Consider the following 24,421-nt stretch of genomic DNA (forward strand, 5'->3'; position numbering starts at 1 on the left):
GTGAGGCCTTCGGCCCCACCCCCCGGTCGTGGGTAGCACATGATCGCCTTCCCCGGCCAAACAAGACCACCGCATCGAGCAGGGGCTTAGCCGGGCTTCCTGCTGCGTGGGTGGTGGCGTTGTGGACGAAGACGGCGGCTTGGGTTGGGCGGCTGGCGTTGTCCACAGCCTGCTGAGTTGTGCACAGGGCTTGTGTGGGGCTCGATTTTCGTTGCCCTGCGCCGGTAGCGTTGAAAACAGGGGTCCCCTTGCCCGGGGGACGCCTGCGTGGGCGTGGGGCTTGGGGGCTGGGCTACTCGGGTGGGGTTTCCATGTTCCAGTAGGTCGTCACCAGGGGTTCGATGCCGTTGACGAACTCGACCTTCTGGACCGAGGCCAGCAGGAGCTTCTGGGAGCCCGGGGGCAGGGTCAGGGTGAAGGCGTGCTGGTTGTCGGAGGGGTAGAAGGCCTTGCTGGCACCGTCGACGCGTTGGCCCTGGGCGTCGAGGTAGGAGAAGGCGACCGCCCAGACACCGTCGGAGACCTCGGCGGGGACGGAGATCTGGACGGGCTTGTCGGGGCGGACGCGGAGGGACACCAGGGCGTCGGGGTCGCGGTACTCGCGGCCCTGGGCCAGGTCGAAGCGGAGGTTGGGGCCCGCGGCGGCGGCGTGGCCGTCGGCGTAGAAGGTGACCTCGGGGTCGCTGGGGGCGGCGCAGCCAGCCAGCACGGCGGTGGTGGCGGCCAGGGCTGCGGTGAGGGCTCGGCGCACGGGGGTGACCCTACGGCTGCTGACCTGGGGGGACCGGTGCGGGGGTGGGGCCGCGGCGGGTGGCGGTGGGGCGGGCGGGGCGTTCGCCGCCGAGACCGGGGATCAGGGAGGTGCCGCGGCGGGTGAGCAGGGTCTGGGTGAGGCCGAGGGCGAGCATGGCCGAGACCACCAGGAAGCCGACCCACCAGATCGGCGGGAGCAGCACGCCGACGGCGCCGCCGAGGACCCAGCCGAGCTGCAGGACGGTCTCCGAGCGGCCGAAGGCCGAGGCGCGCGACTCCTCCGGCAGGTCGTCCTGGATGACCGCGTCGAGGCTGTTCTTGGCCAGGGCGGAGGCGATGGCGCCGACCAGGCCGACGACCGCGGCCATGGCGATGCCCGGGGCGACCGCGGCGACCACCGTCGCGGCCAGGCAGCCGATGACGCAGCCCAGCACCAGCTGCTCGGGGCTGCCGGTGTGCAGGCGGGCGCCGATGGCGTTGCCCGCGAAGCTGCCCGCGCCCGCCGCGGCGGCGACCACGCCGAGCAGCAGCAGCTGCTGGAACGGCTCGGCCTCGTTCTGGGCGCGGATGGCGAACGCGGTGAACATCATCAGGAACCCGGTCAGCACCCGCACGGTGCCGTTGCCCCACAGCGACACCACCACGTGCCTGCCCATCGGCCTGCGCTTGGCCTTGGCCGGGTGCGCCTTGAGCGAGGCGGGCACCTCGCCCTCGGTGACCTCCACCCAGGACGGGATGCGCAGCGCCTGCGCCGCGCCCACCAGGCAGACCACCACGGTGAACCACAGCGCGCCCGGTGAGCCGAACAGGTTCGCCAGGCCCGCGGCCACCGCGCCGAACACGGCCCCGGCGACCAGGCCGAACACCGTCAGCCGGGCGTTGGTCTTGGCCAGGGTGATCTCCGGCGGCAGCACCCTGGGGGTGATCGCCGCCTTGAGCACGGTGAACGACTTGGACAGCACCATCTTGCCCAGCGCCGCCGGGTAGAGCAGCCAGTCGTCGAAGTGCAGGGCCATGACCAGGCACATCAGCGCCTGGCCGAGCGACACCGCGCACATCGCCAGCCGCCGCCCGCGCTGCAACCGGTCCAGCAGCGGGCCGATGACCGGCGCCACGAGGGCGAACGGGGCGACGGTGATGAGCAGGTAGAGCGCGACCTTGCCCTTGGACTCCCCGCTGGCGGCGGAGAAGAACAGGGTGTTCGCCAGCGCCACGGCCATCGCCGCGTCCCCGGCGTAGTTGAGCATGGTGGCGTAGGTGAGCGAGGTCAGGCCGGACTTGTCCGCGCCGTCGGCGTTGGCCGCGCGGCGGAAGGCGGAGACGGCCTGGGTGGTGAGCTGCCTGCCGCGCATCGCCGCGACGCGGGTGACGGTCAGCTTGCGCGGGTACTGCGGGCCGCCGGGCTCGGGGCCGCGGTCGTCGCGCGGGTCCGGGCGCCGGTCGTCGGGGTGGCGGCTGTCGCGCTCGTCCCTGTACCTGTCTTCCCTGTACCGGTCGTCCCTGCGGCGGTCGTCGTACCGATCGTCCCGGTAGCCGTCGTCCCGGTAGCCGCCGTCCCGATGTCCGTCGCGGTAGCCGCCTCGGTGACCGTCGTCGCGGTAGCCGTCGTCGCGGTGGTCGCGGCGGGGCGGTTCGCGCCGGTCGTACCGGTCGTCGCGGTAGCCGGGCTCCTGGCGCCACGGGGGCGTCTCCCGGTAGCCGTGCGGGCGCTGGTCGCGGGGGTCGGGGCCGCGGTCGTCGCCGTGGTAGCGCGGCGGCCGGTCGCGCAGGGCCCGGCGGTCGAGGTCGCCGTAGGTCTCGTACTGCGGCTGGTCGGGCTGCTCCAGCGGGCGGGTCGACCCGCGGCGCGGCGGGGGTGGCGGCTCGGTGCGCGGGCGCTCGGCCCAGCCCACCGGGCCGCGCCGGGGCGCGCGCGGGGGTTCCGGCTCGGGGGCGGGCTCGGGGGACGGCTCCGGCTGCGCGGCGAAGCCCCACCCGCGCTTGCGGCCGCGCCTGCGGTCGGGGGTGTGGTCGTCTGATCCCGAGCGGAACACGCTGCCATCCTCCCCCATCGACCCCCGTCCCAGCAGGAGGACGGGCAGGTCCGACCCCGTCAGGGCGCCTCGGTGAACCGGACGCGGAACATCGCGGGCCACAGCTTGCCGGTGACGAGGAACTCGTCGGTGCCCGGCACGGCCGCGATGCCGTTGAGCACGTCGGCGCCCTGGCGCTCGGCGTCGGTGAGCAGCCCGGTCAGCTCGACCACCCCGGTCACCCGGCCGTTGACGGGGTTGATGCGCACGATCCGGTCGGTCTGCCAGATGTTCGCCCACACCTGCCCGTCGACGCACTCCAGCTCGTTGAGCTTGTCGACCGGCCTGCCGTCGGCGTCGAGCACCGACACCCGGCTGCGGATGGTGAACTTGCGCGGGTCGCGGAAGGTGAGGGTGTTGGTGCCGTCGCTCATCACGAGCCTGCCGTTGTCGTGGCAGATGCCCCAGCCCTCGCCCTCATAGGTCACCCGGCCCTGCTCGCGCAGCGTGGCGCGGTCGCGCTTGATCGCGACGCCGTTCTTCCAGGTGATCTGCCAGAGGTCGTCGCCGACGACGGTGATGCCCTCGCCGAAGAAGTTCGCGGGCAGGTCCGCCGACGAGCGCACCTGGCCGGTGGCCGGGTCGAGCGCGCGGACCTGCGACTTGCCCTCCAACCCGGTCCCCTCGTAGAGGACCCCGTCGGCCACCTCGAACCCCTGGGTGAACGCCGAGGGGTCGTGCGGCAACCGCTCGACGACCTCGGCGCGCAGGCGGGTCGAGCTGGGGGTCGAGGTGGGGCCTGCCTGGCTGGTGCAGGCGGTGGCGGCGGTCAGCAGCAGCGCGGCGAGCGCGATCCGGGCGGCGGGCACCCACCCAGCCTGGCACGGCTGTCCGGCGCGTTGGGGGCGTGGGGCACAATCAGCGGTGATGACCTCGACGCGAGCACCAGAAGCCGAGACCGACCCCGCGCTGATCGCGGCGGTCGACCTCGCGCGCGCAGCCGCCGCCGACCAGGCGGGCCGGGACGTGGGCGCGCACGTGGCGGTCGTGGCCGAGGACGCCGCGGCCGCCACCCACCTGTTCGAGGCCGACCTGCCCGGGTACCTGGGCTGGCGGTGGGCGGTGACGGTGGCCTCGGCGGGCCCGGGCACCGCGGTCACCACCAGCGAGGTCGTGCTGCTGCCCGGCCCGGACGCGCTGGTCGCCCCGGCCTGGGTGCCGTGGAGCGAGCGGGTGCGCCACGGCGACATGGGCGTCGGCGACCTGCTCCCCACCGACCCGGACGACCCGCGCCTGGTGCCCGGGTACGTCCAGTCCGACGACCCGGCCGTGGAGGCGCTGGCCACCGAGGTCGGCCTGGGCCGCAAGCGGGTGCTCTCCCGCGAGGGCCGCCTCGACGCCGCCGACCGCTGGCGCGCGGGCGAGTTCGGCCCCGGCGCCGACATGGCCAAGGGCGCCCCGGCGCACTGCGGCAGCTGCGGCTTCTACGCCGCGGTCGCGGGCTCGCTCGGCGCCGCCTTCGGCGTCTGCGCCAACGAGGTCGCCCCCGCCGACGGCCGCGTGGTCCACGCCGAGTACGGCTGCGGCGCGCACTCCGAGGCCGAGGTGGAGCAGGTCTCCCCGGTGCTGGTCGCCGACCTGATCTACGACGACTCCCTGCTGGACGTGGCCGCCAACGAGCGCACCGAGGTCCCCGGCCCCGACGAGGTCACCGAGGTGGCCGAGGTCGCGGGCGTCGACGAGGCCGCCCCCGCCGAGACCACCGCGCCGCCCGCCGACCTCACCCCCGAGGCCGAGGCGGTCGTGGAGGCCCAGGAGGCCGCCGAGGCCCTGGCCCCGGAGAACCCCGCCGCCGACGCCGTGGACCACGCCGTGCACGCCGCGGTGCTGGAGGCGGAGCACGACGCCGCGCTGGCTGGTGGGCAGGAGCAGGTCGCCGGTGCGGAGTTGACCGAGGTCGCTGAGCCGGATGCCGCCGAGGCCATCGTGGCCGCTGGGTCCGTCGAGCAGCACTTGGACGTGCTCGACGGCGCCGCTGAGCCCGCGGAGCAGCCGGAGGCCGTCGAGGCCCCCGTCGAGGTCGAGGGGACCGCGCTGCCCGAGCCCGTCGAGACCTCCGCCGAGCTGGCGGGCGCGGAAGCGCCCGCGCCGGTCGAGGCCGTGGTGGCCGTCGAGACCGACGTCACCGCCGACGCCGACCTGCCCGCCGAGGACGACCTGCCCGGGGTCGACCCCGCCGCCGCGGCCGAGGCCGCCCCGGAGGGTGCGCCCACCGGGTCGACGCAGCCCGCGGACGGGACCGCGCAGGTCGACCCCGCCGCGGCCGAGCGCGGGGCCGAGTCCGAAGGGTGAGCGGCGACGTGTCGGGTGCTGATCCGTTCGGCACCGGGGCGCTGCGCACCTCCGTGCTGACCGCGTGGGCGTCCTCGCCCACGCGGTTCCGGGAGGACGCCAACGCCGAGGAGGACCTGTACCTCGGGGGCTACCGCGATCGGCTGCTCGTGGAGCTGGCGCAGAACGCCGCCGACGCCGCGGGCGGCGGCGGGGTGCTGCGGCTGGCGCTGGTCGACGGGGAGCTGCGGGCGGCCAACACGGGCACGCCGCTCGACGCCGACGGCGTCGCCGCCCTGGCCTCGCTGCGCGCCTCGTCCAAGGAGCAGGGCGTCGGGCAGTTCGGCGTGGGGTTCTCCGCCGTGCTGGCCGTCACCGACGAGCCGAGCGTGGTGACCGCGGGCGGCGGGGTGCTGTTCTCCGCCGAGCGGACGCGGGCCGCGCTGGCCGAGCACCCCGAGCTGGTGGCCAAGGCCGAGGAGCGCGGCGGCCGCGTGCCCGTGCTGCGGCTGGTGTGGCCCACCGACCAGACCGCGCCCGAGGGGTTCGCCACCGAGGTCCGGCTGCCGCTGCGCTCCGGTGTGGACGGTGCGGCGCTGCTGGCCGGGTTCGCCGCCCAGGCCGAGGAGGTGCTGCTCGCGCTGCCCGGCCTGGCCCGCGTCGAGGTCGGTGACCAGGCGTGGTGGCGGGTCGACGAGGACGACCGGCGAGCGGTGCACGGACCCGGCGGCGTGGCCCGGTGGTGGGTGCACCGGGTCGCGGGCGTGCTGCCCGACGAGGTGGTCGCCAAGCTGGGGGTCGAGGCGCGCGAGCGGCCGGGGTGGTCGGCCACGTGGGCCGTGCGGGTCGACGCCGACGGGGTGCCGATGCCGCTGGGCGAGGACGTGCTGCACGCGCCGACGCCCACCGACGAGCGGTTGTCGCTGCCCGCGCGGCTGATCGCGACGCTGCCGATCGAACCCTCCCGGCGCAGGCTGCGCCCCGGTCCCGCGGCCGACGCCGTGCTCGCGGAGGCCGCCCGCGCCTACCCCGACCTCGTCGCGCGGTTCCCCGCGCCGCACCGGACCGCGCTGGTGCCCGTCGCCGGGTTCCCGCTGTCCGAGGTGGACGACCGGCTGCGCGGGCTGCTGCTGGACCGGTTGCGCCGCAGCGCCTGGCTGCCCGCCGCGGGCGAGGGCGAGCCCCGGCTGCTCACCCCCGCGCGGGCCAACGTGCTCGACGTCGAGGGCGACGGGCTGGCCGACCTGGTGTCCGCCGTGCTGCCCGACGTCGCCGCCGGGTTCCTGTCCGGGCAGCCGCACGCCGCCGCGCTGGCCGCCCTGGAGGTCACCCGCCGCACCCTCGGCGAGGTCGTCGAGTCCATCACCGGGGTGAGCCGTCCCCCGTCCTGGTGGCACCGGCTGTACTCCGCGCTGGCCCCGGCGATCGAGACCGACGCCACCGCGCGCACCGAGCTGGGCGGGCTGCCCGTGCCGCTGGCCGACGGGCGCACCCTGCCCGGCCCGGCGGGCGCGCTCATGGTCGAGGACCCGGAGCTGCTGGACCTGCTCACCCACGCCGAGGTGGGCGCGCTCAAGGTGCTGCACGCCGAGGCCGCGCACCCGGTGCTGGAACGGCTGGGCGCCCGCGTCGGCGGCCCCGCCGACCTGCTCGACGCGGGCGGCCTGCAGGACGCCGTCGAGCGCAGCCTGGACGACGTCGAGTCCGGTGTGGACGTCGCGGGGCTGGCCTCGGTGGTGCTGCGGCTGACCCGCGACGCCGGGGTGCGCCCGGGGGAGCGGCCGTGGCTGGGCGCGCTGGCCCTGCCCGACTCCGTGGGCGACTGGCGCCGCGCCGACGAGCTGGCGCTGCCCGGCTCGCCGCTGCTCGACGTGCTCGACGCCGACGCCCCGGTGGGCGTGCTGGCCGCGGAGCTGGCCGAGCGGTGGCCCGCGCACGTGCTCACCGCCCTCGGCGTGCTCGACGCGTTCGCCTTCGTCGAGGACGACGCCCCCACCGGCCCCGACCACGCCCTCGTCGACGAGGCGCTGTGGTGGGACGCCCAGCCCGAGCCGCCCGCGCGGGTGCTGGCGGTGCGCGACCTCGACCTGGTCACCGACGAGGCCTGGCCGCGCGCGTTGACCCTGCTCGCCGCCGAGCCCGACACCTGGCGGGCGCTGCACCAGCCCGGCGGCCACACCGCCTGGTGGATCAGCCGCAACGCCCTGCTGGCCGGGCACGCCCCCGCGCACTGGCGGCTGCCCTCGGCGCAGGAGCTGGCGGGCCTGTACGACCCGGTGCCGGACCTGGGCGTCGACGAGCGCGTGCTCGCCGCCATCGGCGTGCGCGCCGAGCTGGTCGTGGCGGACGCCGACGACGCCGAGGACCTGCTGGTGCGGCTGGGCGACCCGGACCGCGGCCTGCACCCCGGCGCGGTGCTGCGCACGCACGCCGCGCTCGCGGAGGCGGTGGCCGACGACGTGTTCGACCCGGCCGACGTGCGGCTGCCCGAGCACACGCGGACGCTGGCGGGCACGGTCGCCGCCGACTGCGCCGTGCTCGACGCGCCGTGGCTGCTCGCGGTGCTCGGTGAGGACCAGGTGGTCTCGGCGGGCCCGGACTTCGCCCTCGCGGAGCCGCTGGCCGAGCTGCTCGACCTGGAGCTGGCCAGCGAGGTCGTCGACGCCGAGGTCGTCGCCGACGGCGAGCCGGTGCCGTGGTCGGAGCTGGGCGCGGTGGCCGCGGCGTGCGAGCTGCTGGGCGTCGACCCGCCGCGGGGCAGCGCGGTGGTGCACGACAAGCTGGTCGTGCGCACCGACTCCGGCGACCACCCGGTCACCTGGTGGGTGACCCCGGACGGCGTGGCGCACTGCGAGGACACCCCCGAGGCGCTGGCCCGCGCCCTGGCCTGGACCACCGACCGCTGGACCGAGCGCCACCTGCTCACCGCGCTCATCGAGGAACCGGCGCACTACCTGACCTGACCCGGGGGCGACGTGAGCGAGGTGCGGAAGTGACCAGGGTGGAGCGGGCGCGTCCCGAGCAGCACGCGGCCCTGCTGCGGATCTGGCGGGCCGCCGTCGAGGCCACGCACCACTTCCTCACCCCGGCGGACGTCGAGTTCTACGCGGGCGTGGTCGCCGAGCACCTGCCGCTGGTGCCGGACCTGCGGGTCGCGCTGTCCGCGGCGGGCGACCCGGTCGGGTTCATCGGCCAGTCCGGCGGGGAGGTCGCGATGCTGTTCGTGGACCCGGTCGCGCACGGCACCGGCGTCGGCACCGCCCTGCTCGACGACGTCGCCCGCGACCACCCCGTGCTGCTGGTGGACGTCAACGAGCAGAACCCCGCCGCCCGCGGCTTCTACGAGTCGCGGGGCTTCACCGCCACCGGCCGCTCGCCCCTCGACGGCGAGGGCAGGCCGTTCCCGCTGGTGCACCTGCGCCGCCCCTGACGGGTGGCCGCGGGCGCCGCCAGGTGCGCGCCGTGTGAACGCGTGTAACGGTTGGCGCCTCAGTCGACCTTCTGCGCCGTCCGGGAGCCCCGTTCCGACGCTCGCTGCTGCCACAGCATGATCCCAGCCCCTACTATCCCCAGTGCCACACCGGACAGCGCGGTCCACAACCAGATCGGTGGGGTCCTGTCGAAGCCGTAGCGGGCCACGAGCAGGGCGACCGCCGCCACCACCCACCCGCCGGTGCCGACGTACACCACGGGGCCCAGCGCGAGCAGCCGCCGCGGCAGCGGCGGGGTTCGGCGCTGGTGCTCTGGCTCTGCGTTCTCCGCCGGTCCGGACACACCCGGGAGGCTACGCCATGGCCACCGAGCACCAGCCCGAGGCGAGCGCGCCGAGCGCGCCAGAGCCCGAGCCCGCCACCGACCCCGCCCCGCCGCCGCGCTCGGGCGTGGACCGGTTCTTCCACATCTCCGACCGCGGCTCGACCATCGGCCGGGAGGTGCGCGGCGGGCTGGTCACCTTCGTGACCATGGCCTACATCGTCGTGCTGAACCCGCTGATCATCGGCAGCTTCGCCGCCGACGACGCCGGGGCGCACAAGGACATCTTCGGCAACGTCCTGCCCGTGGGGCAGGTCGCCGCGGTGACCGCGCTGGTCGCGGGCGTGATGACGATCCTGTTCGGCATGGTGGCCAACGCCCCGTTCGCGCTGGCGACCGGGCTGGGCATCAACACCCTGGTCGCGGTCACCCTGGCCCCGCAGATGACCTGGCCGGAGGCCATGGGCCTGGTCGTGGTCAACGGCGTCGTGGTGCTGCTGCTGGTGGTCACCGGCGTGCGCAAGGCGGTGTTCAACGCCGTGCCGGGGCCGCTGAAGTCCGCGATCGCCGTCGGCATCGGCCTGTTCATCACCCTGATCGGCCTGGTGGACGCGGGCTTCGTCCGCAGGCTGCCCGACGCGGCGGGCACGACCGTCCCGGTCGGACTCGGGATCAACGGCTCGATCGCCTCCTGGCCCACGTTCGTGTTCCTGGTGGGCCTGCTGCTCACCGGCATCCTGGTCGCCAAGAAGGTGCGCGGCGCCATCCTCATCGGCGTCCTGGGCACGGCGGTGTTCGCCATCGTCCTGGAGGCCATCGTCAAGGCCGGGCCGTCGGCGGGCACCAACCCCAAGGGCTGGAACCTGGGCTACCCCGGCCTGCCGGACAGCTTCTTCTCCCTGCCGGACCTGTCCCTGGTCGGGGACGTGTCCTTCGGCGCGTGGGGGCGCATCCCGGCCCTGACCGCGGCGCTGCTGGTGTTCACCCTGGTGCTGACCGACTTCTTCGACACCATCGGCACCATGACCGGCCTGGGCAAGGAGGCGGGGCTGCTGGACAAGGACGGGCAGCTGCCCAACACCACCAAGGCCCTGTTCATCGACGGCGTGGGCGCGGTGGCGGGCGGCGCGGCGTCGTCGAGCTCCAACACCGTCTACATCGAGTCGGCGGCGGGCATCGCCGAGGGTGCCCGCACCGGCCTGGCCAACGTCGTCACCGGCCTGCTGTTCCTCGTCGCCATGTTCTTCACCCCGCTCTACGAGGTCATCCCCATCGAGGCCGCCGCCCCGGCCCTGGTCGTGGTCGGGGCGATGATGATGGCCCAGGTCACCGAGATCGACTTCAGCGACTTCAGCATCGCCCTGCCCGCCTTCCTGACCATCGTCGTGATGCCGTTCACCTACTCCATCGCCAACGGCATCGGGGTCGGCTTCATCACCTACGTCGTCCTGCAGGTGGTCACCGGCAAGGCCCGCCGCATCCACCCGCTGATGTGGTTCGTCGCCGCCGCCTTCGCCGTGTACTTCGTCATCGGCCCCATCGAGGCCGCCCTCGGCTGATCCGCCGCACCCCCGCCCGGAGGCGGCCCCCACCCGGGGGCCGCCTCCGCGCACGTCCGGGGCCCGGTGAGGGCGGACACCTGGAGGTTGATTAGTTGTTGAGGTAAGCTAACTACTGTGCCCGAGGCGTCGGATGGGGAGTTGACCAGCAGGCTGCGGTTGGCGGTGGTGCGGCTCAACCGGCGGTTGCGGGCGCAGCGGGCCGGGCAGGGGTTGAGCCTCACGCAGTTGTCCGCGCTGTCGTGCCTGCACAAGTGCGGGCCGATGTCGCCGGGGGAGCTGGCGGCAGCGGAGGGGGTGCAGCCGCCCTCGATGACCAGGGTGATCGCCGCCCTGGAGGAGCAGGGGCACGTGAGCAGGCGGCCCAACCCCGACGACGGGCGGCAGGCGATCGTGGCGCTCACCGGCAGCGGCCTGGCCCGCATCCGCGAGGACATCTGCGCCCGCGAGGCGTGGCTGGACCGGCGGCTGGCAGAACTGGACCCGGGGGAGCGCGACGTCCTCGCCCGGGCCGCCGAGATCATCGACAGGATGGCGGGGAACAAGGACTAGATGCGGGCCTACACGGGTGGTACCCGGGAGCACAGACCGACCGACGACACCGACCTCCGCGAACCCGCTCGGCAGCACGTCGAGCGCCCACCCGAACCCGACCCGCCCGAGCCCGCCGCGACCGCGACCCCCAAGACCGCGGCGATCGCGGACACCGCCGCGGAGGCCGAGCCCACGACCGCCCCGCCCGGGATGTTCTCCTCGCTGCGGGTGCGCAACTACCGGTACTTCTTCTCCGGCCAGATCATCTCCAACGTCGGCACCTGGATGCAGCGCATCGCCCAGGACTGGCTGGTCCTCCAGCTCACCGGCAACGACCCGGTCGCCCTCGGCATCGCCGCCGCGCTCCAGTTCCTGCCGACGCTGATGCTGTCGCTGTGGGCGGGGGTGCTCGCCGACCGGTTCGACAAGCGCCGGATGCTGGTGCTGGTGCAGACCGGCATGGCGGCCAGCGCGCTGGTGCTGGGGCTGCTCGACGTCACCGGCGCGGTGCAGGTGTGGCACGTCTACGTGCTGTGCTTCGTGCTCGGGGCGTTCTCCGCGGTGGAGGTGCCGACCCGGCAGTCGTTCACCGTCGAGATCGTCGGCCGCGACCAGGTCACCAACGCCGTGGCGCTCAACTCCACCAGCTTCAACCTCGCGCGCATCGTCGGCCCCGCCATCGCGGGCGTGATGATCACCCTGGTGGGGACGGGGTGGCTGTTCCTGGGCAACGCCGTGTTCACCGTCGCGGTGATCGTCGGCCTGCTCGCGATGGACCCGGCGCGGCTGATCCGCGGGCCGCGGCTGGAGCGCTCGAAGGGGCAGCTGCGCGAGGGCCTGCGCTACGTGTGGCGCCGCCCGGACCTGATGACGGTGATGGTGCTGGTGTTCTTCGTCAGCACCTTCGGCATGACCTTCTTCGTCAGCCTCGCCGTGGTGGCGGCCAACGTCTTCCACCGCGACGCCGCGGGCTACGGCCTGCTGTCGACGACGCTGGCGGTCGGCACCCTGGCGGGCGCGCTGCTGGCGGCGCGGATGTCGAACCGGGGGGCGCCGAGCACGCGCAGGCTGCTGACCGCCGCGCTGGTGTTCGGCGTGCTGGAGGTGGTGGCGGGGCTGATGCCCAGCTACCTCACCTTCGCCATCGCGCTGGTCCCGGTGGGCTTCTTCGTGATGACCTTCATGACCACGGCGAACTCCACCGTGCAGCTGGCGGTGTCGCCGGAGATGCGCGGCCGGGTCATGGGCCTGTACATGCTGGTGTTCGTCGGCGGCAACCCGCTGGGCGCGCCGATGACCGGGTGGCTGGCCGACGAGTTCGGCGGCCGGTCGCCGCTGCTGGTCGGCGGGTCGGTGGCCGCGCTGGCGGCGCTGGTCTGCGGGCTGGTGCTGGCGCGCCGCGGCGGGGTCCGGCTGCCCGCGCGGGTGCGCGGGCTGCGGGTGCTGCGCCGGGCCTGACACCGCGCAGGCAGGAGGGGGAAGGCCGTCACCCGAGCGGGTGGCGGCCTTTCGTCGACCGGGGGGTTGCGCTGGTGGTGAAGTAAGGCTAACCTAAGTCTCGTCCGCTTCGTGGTGGGAGCGGCAGTCAGTTCGGGAAACAGCGAGGCCCCGGACTCCCAGCGTCCGGGAGTCCGGGGCCTCGCGCTTTGCGCCGCCCGGCGAGGGGGCTTGTCGGAGCACCCCGCCAGACCCTGCGCGGGGGGCTTGTCGGAGCACCCCGTCAGGTCTCGGGAGGGCCGCGGCCCTCGGCGTCAGGCCTTGGGCGTCGGCGGCTGCAAGCCCACGACGGTGCCCGCTCGGGCCGCCTCGAAGCGGGCGGCCACGTCCGCCCAGTCGACGATGTTCCACAGGCGGTCGATGTAGTCGGCCTTCACGTTCTTGTACTGCAAGTAGTAGGCGTGCTCCCACGCGTCGAACGCCAGCAGCGGCGTGGTGCCGATCGACAGGTTCGAGTGGTGGTCCTTGAGCTGCTGGGTCACCAGCCGCTGCCCCACCGGGTCCCAGGCCAGCAGCCCCCAGCCCGAGCCCTGGATGGTGCTCGCGGCGGCGGTGAGCTGGGCGCGCAGGCCGTCGAAGGAGCCGAAGTGCTCGTCCACCGCGGCGGCGAGCTCGCCGGTGGGCTTGTCCCCGCCGTCCGGGCTGAGGTTCTTCCACCACTGGATGTGCAGGGTGTGGCCCGCCAGGTTGAACGCCAGCGTGGTCTCCAGGCCGACGATCGAGCCGAAGTCGCCCTTGTCCCTGGCCTCGGCGATCTTGTCCAGGGTGTCGTTGACGCCCTTGACGTAGGCGGCGTGGTGCTTGCCGTGGTGCAGCTCGTTGATCTCGCCGATGATCACCGGCTCCAGCTGCCCGTAGTCGTAGTCCAGGTCGGGCAGGACGTAGGGGGCCACGCGCGGTCCTCGCTTCTTCTCGCCAGCAGGTGTCAACTGCAATCTACTTGCAAGAAGTGGCGGGCGCACGCGGCCCCGGGGAGTGGGACGCCCGCCGGGCTCAGCCCTCGACCGGCCAGGTGTGCACCGGGGCGCCGGTGGCGCTCAGCTCCGCGTAGCGGCCGAGCATCGCGGCCAGCGCCTTGTCCCGGTCGAGGCCGCGCTGCTCCAGGTCGGCCACGGTGTCGCGCTGCCAGGCCGAGCCGCTGCGCCGGGTCCGGCAGCGGGCCTCGACGACCGACAGGTGCTGGTCGCGGGTGGCCGCGCCCACCCCCAGCTCGGCCAGGCCCGCGTCGGCCAGCGGCAGCAGGTGGTCGAGCACCAGGGTCGCCGGGTCGGTCCACCCGGCGCCGGGCCAGTACAGGTGCGCGCCGAAGCCGTGCCGGGCGGCGGCGTGCAGGTTCTCCTCGGCCGCCTGGAACGACAGCCGCGCCCACAGCGGGTCGGTGGTGGTCGCGAGCGCGCGCTGGGCGCCGTAGAAGAACGCGGCGTTGGCCAGCACGTCGGTGGTGGTGGGGCCCGAGGGCAGCACCCGGTTCTCCACCCGCAGGTGCGCGCCGTCGGCGGTGACGTCGTACACCGGGCGGTTCCAGCGCCAGATGGTGCCGTTGTGCAGGCGCAGCTCGGCCAGCCGCGGCACCGCCCCGGCGGCCAGCGCCTCGATCGGGTCCTCGTCGTCGACCTCGGGCAGCAGGCCGGGGAAGTAGCGGGCGTTCTCCTCGAACAGCTCGGTGACCGAGGAGATCCAGCGCTCGCCGAACCACACCCTCGGCCGCACGCCCTGGTTCTTCAGCTCGTCCGGGCGGGTGTCGGTGGACTGGAGGAACAGCGGGATGCGGGTCTCGTGCCACAGCGCCGTGCGCAGCAGGAACGGGGAGTTGGCGCCGATGGCGACCTGCACCCCGGCCAGGCACTGCGCGGCGTTCCAGTGCGCGGCGAAGTCCGCGGGCGCCACCCGCAGGTGCAGCTGGGTGGAGGTGCAGGCGGACTCGGCGAGGATCGAGTCGTGCAGGCTGCGCAGCCGCTCGGCCGCGGCCCCGCCCGGCAGCGGCGCGCCGTCGAGCGCCAGCCGCACCCGCTCGCCCCTGGCCGCCACGATGCGGTCGTTGAGCCGCCGGTAGCGGGGGTTGGCCGACAGCCAGCGGGTGTCGAAGTGCTCGGCGCGCAGCGTCGGCAGGCTGCCGATCAGCACCGGGGTGGCGCCCTCCGCCCGCGCCGCCACCGCCGCGCGGTCGAGCGCGCCGCGCATGTCGTCCTCCAGCGCGCGCAGCCCGTCGTCGGTGAGCGGGCGCGGCGCGGTGTTGAGCTCCAGGTTGTGCTGGCCCAGCTCGGTGGTGAAGGCGGGGTCGTCGACCCGGTCGAGCACGGCCCGGTTGCGCATGGCGGGCTGGTGGTCGGCGTCGACGAGGCTGAACTCCAGCTCCACGCCCACGGTGGGGGCGGACGGGGCGAAGGCGCCGTCGGCGAGCATCACCCGCAGGGCGGCCAGGCCGCGCCGGACCTTGTCGCGGTGGTCGTCGTGGTCCTCCCGGGGACCCCCGGCCACCCGCACGTCGCGCCCCATGTCCGCCTCCCGGTCCGCTGCGGATGCCCACGGTCGCACTTGCCCGCGCGCCCTGCCAGCGGCCAAAGCGGTGCTCTGCGTTATGTCGTCATCACCCTCAGCGATGACCCGCGCACCCCCCGGCGACCGCGGCGCGGCGTGGGAGACTGCTGCCGTGGCGCAGGTGATCGAGGTCGACGACCCGGCCGACCCGCGGCTGGACGACTTCCGCGACCTGTCGACCGCCGACCGCAGGCCGGACCGCCCGGGCGGGCGCGGGCTGGTGGTGGCCGAGGGCGTCGTGGTGGTGCGGCGGCTGCTGGCCTCGGCCTACCCGGTGCGCGCCCTGCTCGGGGTGCGCCGCCGGGTCGAGGCGCTGGCCGACGACCTGACCGGGGTCGACGCCCCCGCCTACGTCACCACCGCCGAGGTCATGGCCGAGGTCGTCGGCTTCCACCTCAACCGCGGCGTGCTGGCCACCGCCGACCGGGCCGCCCCACCCGACCCCGCCGCCCTGGTCGCGGGCGCGCGCGCCGTGGCGGTGCTGGAGGGCGTCGGCGACCACGAGAACCTGGGGTCGATCTTCCGCAACGCCGCCGCGCTGGGCGTCGACGCCGTCCTGCTGGGACCCGGGTGCAGCGACCCGCTCTACCGGCGCAGCGTCCGCGTCTCCATGGGCCACGTCCTCGCCGTCCCGTTCGCCCCGCTCGAACCCTGGCCGGACGGGCTGGAGCGGTTGCGCGACAACGGCTTCCGCGTCTTGGCGCTCACCCCGCGGGCGGGCTCGACCCCGCTGGCGGCGCTGCCCCCCGCCCCGCGCACCGCGCTGCTGCTCGGCTCGGAGGGCCCCGGCCTCACCGACGAGGCCATTGCCGCGGCGGACGCGGCCGTCGCCATCCCGATGTCCCGCGGCGTCGACTCGCTCAACGTCGCCACCGCGGCCGCCGTGGCCTTCTACGCCCTGCACCCGCACACCGAAGGGGATCCCGGTGCGACTGCACGTCGAGGCTGACCACCCCGTCCTCACCGGCGACGACGGCACCGGCCCCCGGGCGGTCGACCCCGCCACCCTCCCGCTCGACCGGGACCTCGTCACCGCGCTCACCGAGTGGGCCAGGGTCGCCCGGGCGGTCGACGGCGAGGACGCCGGGGCGCTGGTCACCCGCCGGGGCCTGCAACTGGCCGCCCGCCTGGCCACCGCCATGAACCACCCGATCGACTACGTCGACCCGATCACCGGCGGCACGACCCCCGTCCGCCCCGCCCCGCGGCAGGCCCGCCCGGCCCCCGCGCCCACCGGCGAGCCGACCCCGTGGCTCACCGGGCTCACCCTCTCGGCCTTCCTCGCCGCGATCACGGTCGTGGCGGTGGTCGCCCTCGCCATCACCCTGCACGACACCAACCCCGTGCTGCCCCTGGTGTCCAACCTGGTCGTCACCGCGGGCCTGCTCCCCTCCATCTGGCTGGCCCGCCGGACCCCGACCTGGCGCTGGGTCTCCTACGGCGTGGCCACCGGCATCGCCCTGAGCTGGCTCGTGCTCCCGTTCGTCCTGTTCTCCTGACGCCTGTCCTCCCGGTGCCGCGCCGCGGGCGGGCCTGCCTCACACCAGGGACTCCCGCCAGGCCTGGTGCAGCCCGGCGAACGCCCCGCCCGAGGCGATCAGCTCCGCGGGGGACCCGTCCTCCACGACCCGCCCGCCGTCGACGACCAGCACCCGGTCGGCGATGAGCACCGTCGAGAACCGGTGCGCGATGATCAACGCCGTGCGGTCGACCAGCACCGACTCCAGCGCCCGCTGCACCACCGCCTCGGTCGGCACGTCCAAGCTGGACGTCGCCTCGTCGAGCACCAGCACACCGGGGGAGGCCAGGTAGGCGCGCGCGAACGCGATCACCTGCCGCTGCCCGGCGGACAGCCGACCCCCGCGCTTGCGCACGTCGGTGTCGTAGCCCTCCGGCAGCGCCGAGATGAACTCGTGCCCGCCGACCGCCCGCGCCGCCGCCTCCACCTCCGCGCGCGTGGCCCGCGGCGCGCCCAGCGCGATGTTGTCCGCGACGGACCCGCTGAACAGGAAGTTCTCCTGCGTCACCATCACCACCGCGCGCCGCAGGTCGGCGTCGGCGACCTCCCGCAGGTCCACCCCGTCCAGCCGCACCGCCCCCTCGCTGGGGTCGTAGAAGCGCGCGACGAGCTTGGCCACGGTGGACTTCCCGGCGCCGGTCGGGCCGACCAGCGCGACCGTCTGGCCCGCCGGGACCACCAGGTCCAGCCGGTGCAGCACCACGGGGGTGTCCGCGCGGTAGCGGAACACCACCCCGCCGAACTCCACCGCCCGCCCACCGCCGCGCGCGGGCAGCGGGCGCGGGTGCTCGGGCTCGGCGACGTCCGGGCGCTCCTCCAGCAGGCCGGAGATCTTCTCCAGTGCCGCCGAGGCCGAGGAGTAGGCGTTGGCGAACATGGCGATCTCGTCGAGCGGGTCGTAGAAGCGGCGCAGGTACAGGGTGAACGCGGCCAGCACGCCCAGCTCCAGCCCGCCGCCGATCACCCGGTAGGCGCCGATGGCCAGCACCAGCGCCAGCGACAGGTTGCCCACCAGCCGCACGGCCAGGGTGAAGTGGGCCATCACGGTGAACGCGCGGTGGTTGGCCCGGCGGAAGTCGTCGTTGAGCGCGTCGAAGATGCGCTCGTTGCGCTCCTCCCGGCGGTAGGCCTGCACGGCGCGGATGCCGTTCATGGTCTCCACGTACTGCACGATCACCTTGGCGATCGCGCCGCGGGTGCCCCGGTAGGCGGCGTCGGAGTGCTTCTGGAACCAGCGGGTCGCCAGGTAGACGGGCAGGAAGCCGATGAGCACCAGCGCCGCCAGCGGCGGGTCGAGCCACAGCATCAGCCCGGCGATGCCCAGCAGCGACAGCACCGCGCTCAGCGTGTTCTCCACGCCGGTGTCCAGCAGCTCCTCCAGCGCGTCGACGTCGCTGGTCATCCGGGACACGACCTTGCCGGAGGTGTACTCCTCGTGGAAGGACACCGACAGCCGCCCGGAGTGCTCGAACACCCGCTGCCGCAGGTCGGTGAGCACGTCGCGGCCCAGCCGCCCGGACAGCCGCATGAACGCGTAGAACAGCCCGGACGCCGAGGTCGCGGTGGCGAAGTAGCCGACGACGCACCACAGCAGGGTCGTCGGGTCCCCGTCGACCGCGCGCGGGATGCCGGAGTCGAGCGCCACCGCGACCAGCAGCGGCCCGGACAGCGTGGCCGCGTTGTAGAGCACCACCAGCGCCAGCGCGGCCAGCGCCACCCACCGGCGCGGGCGCAGCAGCGACCCGAGCAGTGCCCGCGACCGCCTGCGCAGCTGGGTGCCGACGCCAGCGAGCAGCTCGTCGTCGTCCTCGGCGGCCACGCCCCGCCAGGACAGCTCGTCGTCGGGGACCTGCTCGCTCACGACGCCACCGCGCCTTCCTGCTCGGAGTCCAACGCGGACATCAGCGCCCGGTAGCCGGGGTCGGTGGCCAGCAGCTCAGCGTGCGTGCCGACGGCGGTGACCCGGCCGCCGTCGAGCACGGCCACCCGGTCGGCCAACCGCACGGTGCTGGAGCGGTGCGCCACCACCAGCGCGCTCACCCCGCTGAGCACCCGGCGCAGCGCGCGCTCCACCTCGGCCTCGGTGTGCACGTCCAGCGCCGAGAGCGGGTCGTCGAGCACCAGCAACCTCGGCCTGCCCACGACCGCCCTGGCCAGCGCCAACCGCTGCCGCTGCCCACCGGACAGCGACAGCCCCTGCTCGCCGATGCGGGTGTCGAGGCCCCAGGGCAGGGCGCGCACGAAGTCCTCGGCGCTGGCCACCCGCAGCGCCAGCCACACGTCGTCGTCGGTGGCGCCCGGGGAGCCCAGGGCCACGTTCTCCCGCACGCTGGCGGAGAACAGCACCGGCTCCTCGAACGCGGTGGCCACGGTCGCGCGCAGGTCGGCCAGGCGCGCGTCGCGCACGTCCACCCCGTCCACCAGCACCCGCCCGCCGGTCACGTCCGCCAGGCGCGGCACCAGCGCGGTGAGGGTCGTCTTGCCGGAACCGGTGGGCCCCACCAGCGCCAGCGTCTCCCCGGGCCGCACCACCAGGTCCACGCCGTCGAGCACGGGCGCGCCCGCCCCCGGGTAGGTGAACCGCACGCCCTCGAACCGCAGCTCACCGCCGGTGGCGGGCAGGTCGGCGGGCTCGGCGGGGTCGGTGATGGTGACCTCGGCGTCGCGCACCTCCCAGTACCGCTCGCACGCGGTGGCGCTCTGGTTGGCGTCGGCCAGCAGCCAGCCGATCGAGTCGATGGGCCAGCGCAGGTACCCGGCCACGGTGACCGCGGCGACCAGCGTGCCCACCGTCATCGTGCCGTCGGCGATGCCCAGCGCCCCCACCAGCAGTTGCAGCCCCAGCCCCAGCTCGGGCAGCAGGATGATCACGGCGATGAGCGCGGCCAGCACCTTGTACTTGGCCAGCTCCGTGCGCCGCCAGGCCGCGGCCTGCCCGGCGAAGCGGCGGGCGATGTCGGGCCCCCGGCCGAAGGCCTTGAGCACCCGGATCCCCAGCACCGACTCCTCGACGGTCGTGGCCAGGTCCCCCGCCTGGTCCTGCGAGCGCCGCGCCAGCACCGCGTACCGGGTCTCGTGGTGGGCCGAGACCAGCACCAGCGGCACCCCGCAGGCCAGCGTGATCAGCCCCAGCCACGGGTCCAGCACGAACAGCACCCCGATCCCCAGCAGGATCGTCGTGGTGTTGACGACGATGAACACCGCGCTGAACCCGATGAACCGGCGCAGCGTCGACAGGTCGGTGACCGCCCGCGACAGCAGCTGCCCGGACTGCCACTGGTCGTGGAACGCCACCGGCAGCCGCTGCAGGTGGCGGTAGAGGTCCGCCCGCAGGTTCGCCTCGATCCGCGGCCCCGGCGCCGAGGCCAGCCGCCGCCGCGCCCACACCAGCAGCGCCTCGGCCACCCCCAGGGCGGTGATCAGGGCGATCAACCACCCCAGCGACCCGGGGTCGCGCCCGGCCACCGGCCCGTCCAGCACCGCCTTGATCACCAGCGGGGTGGCCAGCCCGCACACCATCGCGGCCAGCACGGCGCCCGCCGACCCGATCAGGTACCAGCGGAAGGGCTTGACGTAGGGCAGCAGCCGCAGGAGCGTGCGCAACCTCGTGCCGCTGGTCGTGGAGTCGGTGTCGGTCTCGCCGGAGGTCATCAGGGGTCCCCTCGGGTTGTGGCCCGAGGAGACAGGTTAGGGCGGTACCTGGTGGGGGAGCACCTGGTTTTCCGCCGCGCGGCGTCGAGCGCCTACGCCCCCGCGCGCGGCGCAGGCACGTCAGACCCGCGGCTCGACCACGGGGTCGGGGAGATCACCCGCGGTTGGAGCGGGTCCCCAGGAGCACGTCCTCCCAGGACGGCACGGTGGGGCGGGCCTTCTTCCCGCTCTTGGGCCGCCGGACCGCCGCCGCGGGCTCGGCCTTGCGCGGGGGCTCCTCCATCAGCGCCTCCTGCTCGTCGGCGCCCTCGGGCGACGACGGCGGGGACTGCGGCCCGGGGGCCTGCTCCGGGTGCACCACGTCGTCCGGGAACTCCACGACCGCCGCCTGCTCCGCCGCGGGCCCCGCGGTGTCGTCCGGCGCGGTGTCGTCCAGGGCGGTGTCGTCCAGGGCGGCGGCGGGCACGGGGTCGGGCGTCAGCTCGAAGTCCTCGACGAACTCCTGCTCGGCGTCGCGCACCGGCGCGGCGGGCAGCTCCGCGGCGACCGGCGACGCCGGGTACGGCTCGTGCGCCGCGGGCTCGACGTCGGTGGTCTCCAGGTTGATCGCGGCCTGGGCCAGCTCGGTGACCGGCCGGACCGTGCGCAGCGGCCGGTTGGGCTGGGGGTCGAGCAGGTCGTGGGCGTGCTCGTCGACCGGGGTGACGGTGCCGCCGTTGACCCCGGGGGCGAAGGTCCAGTGCGCGCGGTTGTGGCTGCGGCCCGCGGTCCAGGACAGCCGGACGACCCACTTGCCGTCCTCGCCGCGCCAGGAGTCCCACTCGGCGACCTCGGCGTAGTCGTGGCCGCGCAGGGTGAACGCGTGCTGCACGACCTCGTCGAGGGTCTGCACGTCCGGGCCGCCCTCGCGCACCGGGTGGGCGCGCTGGGCCATCTCGGCGTAGCGGGAGCGCTCCAGCAGCACCGGGTAGGCGAAGCGCTCCACCTTGTGCGTGGGCACCCCCGCCGCCTCGGCGACCTGCTCCACCGACTCGCCCGCGCGGATGCGGGCCTGGATCTCGCGAGGACGCATCTGGCTCTCCAGCTCGATCTCGATCTGGCCGAGTCGGGTGACGTCTCCTCGGGCGGCGGCGCGCAGCCGCTCGTCCGCCGGGAGGGTGAAGCGCTCGCCCCGCGCGTGGTCCTCGCAGATGACGGTCTTGCCGTCATCCGAGAGCCCGACGACCCGCAGCGCGCGCACCGTGCACCTCCCATACGGCATGAGCAGAAATCACTCGTCAGCGTCCCACGGTAGATCGGCCCTGGGGCCTGGCGCGGCAGGCGCGCCGCGATCGCCGTGACATCCCTTCGTGATCTTGCCGTATCCACCTGGGGGGTCGCATCCCGATTGGGTGAACCTTCACCCATTCGCGCCGCGTGTCCCCCTGGACACGCCGCAGGGCCACCGCCCACGGTGATCGGGCGGTGGCCCTGCGGCAGGGGGGTACCTCAGCCGAGGTGCTCCACCACCCAATCGATGGCATTGGTGAGCGTCGTCACATCGGTGGGCTCGATGGCCGGGAACATCGCCACCCGCAGCTGGTTGCGGCCCAGCTTGCGGTAGGGCTCGACGTCGACGATGCCGTTCGCCCGCAGCGCCTTGGCCACGGCGGCCGCGTCCACCTCGTCGGTGAAGTCGATGGTGCCCACGACCTGCGACCGGTGCGCCGGGTCGGCCACGTACGGGGTGGTGTAGGAGGTCTTCTCCGCCCAGCCGTAGAGCCGCTGCGAGGAGTCCCTGGTCCGGCTGGTGGTCCAGTCCAGGCCGCCGTTGCCGTTCATCCAGTCCAGCTGCTCGGCCAGCAGGAACAGCGTCGCCACGGCCGGGGTGTTGTAGGTCTGGTCCTTGACCGAGTTGTCCAGCGCGGTGGTCAGCGACAGGAACTCGGGGACGAACCGGTCCGACCCGCCGATCTCGGCGACCCGCTCCAGCGCCGCCGGGCTCATCAGCGCGATCCACAGCCCGCCGTCGGAGGCGAAGGACTTCTGCGGGGCGAAGTAGTAGACGTCGAAGTCCTCCGCCGCCACCGGCAGCCCACCCGCGCCCGAGGTCGCGTCGATCGCGACCAGCGCGCCCTCGGACCCGGCGGGCCGCACGACCGGCACCGCGACACCGGTGGAGGTCTCGTTGTGCGCCCAGCCCACGAGGTCGGCCCCGGCCTGGTAGGCGATCTCCGGCGCGCTGCCCGGCTCCGCGCTGACCACGATCGGGTCCTGCAGGAACGGCGCCTTCTTGTTCACCGAGGCGAACTTCGAGGAGAACTCGCCGTAGGTGAACAGCTGCGCGCGCTCGCGCACCAGCCCGAACGCCGCGGCGTCCCAGAACGCGGTGGTGCCGCCGTTGCCCAGCACGACCTCGTAGCCCTCGGGCAGCGAGAACAGCTCGCGCAGCCCCGAGCGCACCCGGCCGACCAGCGACTTCACCGGCTTCTGCCGGTGCGAGGTGCCCATCAGCGCCGCGCCCTCGGCGGCCAGCGCGGCCAGCTGCTCCGGCCGCACCTTGGACGGCCCGCAGCCGAAGCGCCCATCGGAAGGCTTGAGCTCCTCGGGGAGCTGAAGCGTGCTCGGATCGGCGGTCTGCGTCATCTCCTGCGCCTTTCGGGAACGGGAAGCACGTCCACGGTCGACACCCACCCTAGGCCCGTCCACGATGTGAACGCGGCTGGGTTGACCTCGCTGTGCCGGATTTCCTCCCGCCACCCACCCCCTCGTCCCCGCCCGGCGCCGTCCCCGGCCCGGCAGCGCGGCAGGCGGCTGGGTTGGTGGTACTGCCCACCCGGGTGGATTTCCTCCCGCCACCCACCCGGGTGGGATTCCTCCCGCCACCCCCCCCACGTCCCCGCCCGGCACCGTCCCGGCCCGGCAGCGCGGGTCAGGTGGTCCGCCAGCCCTCCTCGACGCCGCCGGGCACGGCCTCCGGGGTGCCGTAGGGCAGGCGGGTGAAGACGAAGGTCGCCAGGTCGAGGTGCGACGGGTCCCCGGCGGCGTCGCGGCGCAGGGCCAGCGTCTCGCCCGCGTAGTAGCCGTCGAGGCCGACCCACTCGTCGGTGCCCGCGGGCTCGAAGCGCGAGGCCCGGCCGCGGCCGGACACCGGCACCAGCTCCAGCCACCGGTCGCGCAGCAGCCGCAGCACGTACGGGGTCGGCCCCCAGTACCAGTGCCCGGTCAGCGCGAGCAGGGCCGGGTCGGCGGCGGGGTCGGGCTCCCACTCGGCGGGCAGCGACGGCTCCAGCTGCTCCACGGTCGTGATCAGGTCCACCGCGAGCGCGCCAATGCCGACCCCGGAGGTGGAGTTGGCGAAGCACAGCGCCCCGGTGCCGGTCGCCGGGTCGGCCAGCACCATGGCCAGGAAGCCGGGCATCGACCCGCCGTGGCCCGCGAGCCTGCGCCCGCCCACCCGCATCGTCTGCAGGCCGAGGCCGTAGCCGGTGGTCCAGGCGTCGGCGTCCTCGACGTGGGCGGGTTCGCGCATCTCCGCGACGGTGTCCGGGTGCAGCACCCCGCCGGTGTCGCCGCCGACGAACCGCGCCCACGTCGACAGGTCGGCCACCGTCGACCACAGCTGGCCCGCGGGGGCCATCGCCCCGGCGTCCGGGGTGGGCTCGTGCAGCAGGACGTCGGCGTGCGGGTGCACGGCGTAGCCGGTGGCGGCCGCCCCCTCGGGGTGCGGGGTGGTGCGGGCCATGCCCAGCGGGTCGAGCACCTCCGCGCGCAGCGCCGAGTACCAGTCGGTGCCGCGGTGGCGGGCCACGACCTCGCCGAGCACGCCGTAGCCGACGTTGGAGTAGTGGAACCGCGACCCGGGGCGCAGCTTGGTGGTGTCCGGGGTCAGCGACCGGTTGAGCGCGTCCCAGTCGGCGCCCGGCGTGCGCTCCCACCAGGACCCCGGCGACTCCGAGGTCAGCCCGGCGGTGTGCGAGAGCAGCTGCGCGATGGTCGCCCGGCCGAAGCTCGTGCCCGGGACGTGCGCCTCCAGCGGGTCGTTGAGGTCGAGCACGCCCTCGTCGCGCAGCCGCATGACCAGCACCGCGACGAAGGTCTTGGTGATCGACCCGATCCGGTACTGGGTGTCGGTGGTGGGGGCGGCGCCGTCCACCCGCCCGCGCTCGCCGTGCCACACCAGCGCGTCGCCGCGCACGACCCCCGCGACCAGCGACGGGGCGCGGGAGGTGGACTGCTCGGTGGCCAGCCTGCGCAGCAGCGCGTGCTCAGTGGTCTGCAGCATGCCGGCGATT

19 protein-coding genes are annotated in these 24,421 nt (G+C 74.7%); 8 read left to right on the forward strand and 11 right to left on the reverse strand.

Going from position 1 to position 24,421, the window contains the following annotated elements; translation table 11 throughout:
- Positions 1 to 292: 292 nt before the first annotated feature.
- Genes BJP25_RS28390 through BJP25_RS28400 form a run of 3 tightly spaced genes read right to left on the reverse strand, consistent with a single transcriptional unit; the run spans position 293 to position 3,634 of the window.
- Positions 293 to 751, reverse strand: coding sequence for a DUF2771 family protein (locus BJP25_RS28390; protein WP_084794647.1), 459 nt, complete (start codon positions 749 to 751; stop codon positions 293 to 295).
- A 10-nt stretch (positions 752 to 761) separates the two neighbouring features.
- Positions 762 to 2,786: an MFS transporter gene (locus BJP25_RS28395; RefSeq protein WP_408607221.1), complete on the reverse strand. Its 2,025-nt coding sequence runs from the start codon at positions 2,784 to 2,786 to the stop codon at positions 762 to 764.
- 59 nt (positions 2,787 to 2,845) lie between these two features.
- Positions 2,846 to 3,634: a glutaminyl-peptide cyclotransferase gene (locus BJP25_RS28400; RefSeq protein WP_075978081.1), complete on the reverse strand. Its 789-nt coding sequence runs from the start codon at positions 3,632 to 3,634 to the stop codon at positions 2,846 to 2,848.
- A gap of 58 nt (positions 3,635 to 3,692) precedes the next feature.
- Here BJP25_RS28400 and BJP25_RS36485 point away from each other — a divergent pair, with 58 nt between their 5' ends.
- From BJP25_RS36485 to BJP25_RS28415, 3 genes are read left to right on the forward strand one after another with little or no spacing between them, the layout of a single operon-like run.
- Positions 3,693 to 5,117, forward strand: a complete 1,425-nt coding sequence (locus tag BJP25_RS36485) for a DUF3027 domain-containing protein (protein WP_084794649.1) — start codon at positions 3,693 to 3,695, stop codon at positions 5,115 to 5,117.
- A gap of 8 nt (positions 5,118 to 5,125) precedes the next feature.
- Positions 5,126 to 8,059 (forward strand): sacsin N-terminal ATP-binding-like domain-containing protein, encoded by a 2,934-nt coding sequence (locus tag BJP25_RS28410; protein ID WP_075978492.1) that lies wholly within the window; start codon positions 5,126 to 5,128, stop codon positions 8,057 to 8,059.
- Between the two features lie 29 nt (positions 8,060 to 8,088).
- Positions 8,089 to 8,526, forward strand: coding sequence for an acetyltransferase (locus BJP25_RS28415; RefSeq protein WP_233158313.1), 438 nt, complete (start codon positions 8,089 to 8,091; stop codon positions 8,524 to 8,526).
- Between the two features lie 59 nt (positions 8,527 to 8,585).
- Here BJP25_RS28415 and BJP25_RS28420 read toward each other — a convergent pair whose 3' ends face one another.
- A complete protein-coding gene (locus BJP25_RS28420) occupies positions 8,586 to 8,870 on the reverse strand; it encodes a DUF2530 domain-containing protein (protein WP_075978082.1) in 285 nt (94 codons plus the stop codon).
- Positions 8,871 to 8,887: 17 nt separating this feature from the next.
- Between BJP25_RS28420 and BJP25_RS28425 the strand changes: the two genes are divergently transcribed.
- From BJP25_RS28425 to BJP25_RS28435, 3 genes are all read left to right on the forward strand, one after another.
- Positions 8,888 to 10,408, forward strand: a complete 1,521-nt coding sequence (locus tag BJP25_RS28425) for an NCS2 family permease (protein ID WP_084794651.1) — start codon at positions 8,888 to 8,890, stop codon at positions 10,406 to 10,408.
- 117 nt (positions 10,409 to 10,525) lie between these two features.
- Entirely contained in the window at positions 10,526 to 10,960 is a 435-nt protein-coding gene (locus tag BJP25_RS28430) for a MarR family winged helix-turn-helix transcriptional regulator (protein ID WP_075978083.1), read from the forward strand.
- A gap of 192 nt (positions 10,961 to 11,152) precedes the next feature.
- The gene (locus tag BJP25_RS28435) at positions 11,153 to 12,400 is read left to right on the forward strand and encodes an MFS transporter (RefSeq protein WP_075978495.1); all 1,248 of its coding nucleotides are present in this window, start codon (positions 11,153 to 11,155) and stop codon (positions 12,398 to 12,400) included.
- 293 nt (positions 12,401 to 12,693) lie between these two features.
- Here the strand turns inward: BJP25_RS28435 and BJP25_RS28440 are convergent, their stop codons facing one another.
- Together BJP25_RS28440 and BJP25_RS28445 are read right to left on the reverse strand one after the other, a co-directional pair.
- The gene (locus BJP25_RS28440) at positions 12,694 to 13,332 is read right to left on the reverse strand and encodes a superoxide dismutase (RefSeq protein WP_075978084.1); all 639 of its coding nucleotides are present in this window, start codon (positions 13,330 to 13,332) and stop codon (positions 12,694 to 12,696) included.
- Positions 13,333 to 13,432: 100 nt separating this feature from the next.
- Positions 13,433 to 14,935: a glutamate-cysteine ligase family protein gene (locus BJP25_RS28445; protein ID WP_075978085.1), complete on the reverse strand. Its 1,503-nt coding sequence runs from the start codon at positions 14,933 to 14,935 to the stop codon at positions 13,433 to 13,435.
- Positions 14,936 to 15,038: 103 nt separating this feature from the next.
- On the opposite strand from BJP25_RS28445, the gene BJP25_RS28450 reads away from it, so the two are divergent.
- Both BJP25_RS28450 and BJP25_RS28455 read left to right on the forward strand, forming a co-directional pair.
- Positions 15,039 to 15,926 carry a TrmH family RNA methyltransferase gene (locus BJP25_RS28450; RefSeq protein ID WP_408607222.1) on the forward strand — a complete coding sequence of 296 codons (888 nt, stop codon included), beginning with the start codon at positions 15,039 to 15,041 and terminating at the stop codon, positions 15,924 to 15,926.
- Positions 15,904 to 16,476, forward strand: a complete 573-nt coding sequence (locus BJP25_RS28455) for a DUF2537 domain-containing protein (RefSeq protein ID WP_075978086.1) — start codon at positions 15,904 to 15,906, stop codon at positions 16,474 to 16,476. Before BJP25_RS28450 ends, BJP25_RS28455 begins: the two co-directional genes overlap by 23 nt.
- Before the next feature lie 39 nt (positions 16,477 to 16,515).
- Here the strand turns inward: BJP25_RS28455 and BJP25_RS28460 are convergent, their stop codons facing one another.
- The 5 genes from BJP25_RS28460 to BJP25_RS28480 all read right to left on the reverse strand — a co-directional run bounded on the left by BJP25_RS28460 (position 16,516) and on the right by BJP25_RS28480 (position 24,411).
- Complete coding sequence (locus BJP25_RS28460) at positions 16,516 to 18,357, reverse strand: ABC transporter ATP-binding protein (RefSeq protein ID WP_075978087.1); 1,842 nt, start codon at positions 18,355 to 18,357, stop codon at positions 16,516 to 16,518.
- On the reverse strand, positions 18,354 to 20,147 hold the full coding sequence (locus tag BJP25_RS28465; protein ID WP_075978088.1) for an ABC transporter ATP-binding protein: 1,794 nt from the start codon (positions 20,145 to 20,147) through the stop codon (positions 18,354 to 18,356). The genes BJP25_RS28460 and BJP25_RS28465 overlap by 4 nt, the downstream gene beginning before the upstream one ends.
- A 154-nt stretch (positions 20,148 to 20,301) precedes the next feature.
- Positions 20,302 to 21,387: a septation protein SepH gene (gene sepH / locus BJP25_RS28470; RefSeq protein WP_075978089.1), complete on the reverse strand. Its 1,086-nt coding sequence runs from the start codon at positions 21,385 to 21,387 to the stop codon at positions 20,302 to 20,304.
- Positions 21,388 to 21,635: 248 nt separating this feature from the next.
- The gene (gene serC, locus BJP25_RS28475; RefSeq protein ID WP_075978090.1) at positions 21,636 to 22,772 is read right to left on the reverse strand and encodes a phosphoserine transaminase; all 1,137 of its coding nucleotides are present in this window, start codon (positions 22,770 to 22,772) and stop codon (positions 21,636 to 21,638) included.
- A 286-nt stretch (positions 22,773 to 23,058) separates the two neighbouring features.
- Positions 23,059 to 24,411 (reverse strand): serine hydrolase domain-containing protein, encoded by a 1,353-nt coding sequence (locus BJP25_RS28480; protein ID WP_075978091.1) that lies wholly within the window; start codon positions 24,409 to 24,411, stop codon positions 23,059 to 23,061.
- Positions 24,412 to 24,421: the final 10 nt, after the last annotated feature.

Origin of the sequence: Actinokineospora bangkokensis (assembly GCF_001940455.1) — a bacterium.
GTDB classification, from domain to species: Bacteria; Actinomycetota; Actinomycetes; order Mycobacteriales; family Pseudonocardiaceae; genus Actinokineospora; species Actinokineospora bangkokensis.